General features: G+C 70.2%; 3 protein-coding genes and 1 pseudogene. 3 read left to right on the top strand and 1 reads right to left on the bottom strand.

What is annotated here, in order from left to right; genetic code table 11:
• A partial coding sequence (locus AOK18_RS30475; protein WP_240503106.1) for an ATP-binding protein occupies positions 1-414 on the bottom strand: 414 nt, incomplete at its 3' end.
• A 137-nt stretch (positions 415-551) separates the two neighbouring features.
• On the opposite strand from AOK18_RS30475, the pseudogene AOK18_RS34090 reads away from it, so the two are divergent.
• From AOK18_RS34090 to AOK18_RS34080, 3 genes and pseudogenes are all read left to right on the top strand, one after another.
• Positions 552-1020, top strand: a pseudogene (locus tag AOK18_RS34090) (Scr1 family TA system antitoxin-like transcriptional regulator); the annotation flags it as partial.
• A 2-nt stretch (positions 1021-1022) separates the two neighbouring features.
• A partial coding sequence (locus tag AOK18_RS34085; protein ID WP_240503105.1) for a Scr1 family TA system antitoxin-like transcriptional regulator occupies positions 1023-1327 on the top strand: 305 nt, incomplete at its 5' end.
• Entirely contained in the window at positions 1284-1427 is a 144-nt protein-coding gene (locus AOK18_RS34080) for a DUF397 domain-containing protein (RefSeq protein ID WP_079104901.1), read from the top strand. The genes AOK18_RS34085 and AOK18_RS34080, both read left to right, overlap by 44 nt.
• Positions 1428-1530 lie beyond the last annotated feature (103 nt).

Below are 1530 nucleotides of genomic sequence, written 5' to 3'. Positions count from 1 at the left end.
CGACGTGGGCGGGGCCGGGGGCAGCCGCTTCTCCGAGGCGGCGTCCGTGACCTCGACGCGCACCAGGCTCGCGGTCGTGTCGAGGGCGAGCCGCAGACGGAAGTCGCGGCCGGGAGTCCGGCCGTGCCGTACGGCGTTCGCCGCGAGTTCACCGACGACCAGGGCGACCGCGCACGACGCGTCCGACTCCGGCGGGTGACCCCACTCCCCCATGCGCCGGACGGCCAGACGCCGGGCGAGCTGCGCACCTCGCGGCGAGGAGACGAACTGCCCGGACCAGGAGGGGGGTTCGTGTGCGGCGCCGTCGAGCGCGGCGGAGGCCGCGCTGCTGGTCCGGCGCGGCCCCTCTCCCGGGGTTGTCGTTCCTGTCGGCACGGCTTGTCCGTCCTTGTCCGTCGAGCTGAGACGTCTCACGGTGCACGTGATGCGTCACGTTCCGTGAACAAGGGTCGTCCGATCGCCTTACGCTCGAAAGGTGACATCGCATTACCTTTCAGGCGGTAAGGAACGGAAGTGACGCTTTGGCCAACAGAATTGATCCGAGTACGTCGATGGCGGCGCTGTTCGGCGCCCGGGTACGCCGGCTCCGTACGGCGGCCGGGCTGACCCAGGCCGAACTCGGCGCCAGGACGCACGTGGTGGGCACGCGGATCACACAGATCGAGCGGGCATCGGGAGCGAAGCCGACGCTGGAGCTGGCGCGTGCACTGGACGCGGTTCTCGGTGCGGACGACCTGCTCGTCGAGCTGTGGCCCTACGTGTACCGGGAGGCGTTTCCGGACTGGTCGCGGAGGTTCATGGAGTACTCGGGGCAGGCGGTGGCCGTGCACGAGTACGCGGCTCATGTGGTGCCGGGTCTGCTGCAGACGGAGGACTACGCGCGGGCCGTGCTGAGTGTCGGCCGGACGCTGGGCGGCGAAGAGCAACTGGAGGAGCGGGTCGCCCTTCGGCTGGGACGGCAGGAGCGCCTCCGTACACCCCACCGTCCCGAACTGTGGGTGGTCCTCGACGAGGCGGTGCNNTGCTCACCCTGCCGGACGGTTCGGAGACCGCCTACACGGAGGGCGCGCACTACGGCCAACTCATCGAGGATCCAGGGGAAGTCAGGAGTTTCGCGCTGACCTACGATCGGCTGCGGGCGGCAGCTCTGCCCCCGCTCATGTCCCTCGACATGATCCGATCCGTGATGGAGGACAACCACCGTGGCGCGAAGGTCCCATCCCGATCCGACCGGCGCCGTCTGGCGCAGGAGCAGCTACAGCAATCAGGAGGGCGGCAACTGCGTGGAGGTGGCCGACGGGTTTCGAACCGTCGTGCCCGTCCGTGACAGCAAGACCGCCCCGCACGGCCCGGCACTGAGCTTCGCAGCCGCTACCTGGGTCGCCTTCGTGAGCGAGGTGAAGGGCGGCGGGCAGCGCCGTTCCTGAGGCGGCCGGGTTCCGGTCGTCGTCCGTCCGCCGGGGTCGCCGGGTCCTCGTCCGCGAGGGTCCGGCGGGCCGCTGACCTCCTGAAAGAACCGGGGAAAAGAAC

It is taken from the genome of Streptomyces prasinopilosus (genome assembly GCF_001419695.1).
Classification (GTDB): Bacteria; Actinomycetota; Actinomycetes; order Streptomycetales; family Streptomycetaceae; genus Streptomyces; species Streptomyces prasinopilosus.
This window is presented reverse-complemented; position numbering and strand designations above follow the sequence as displayed.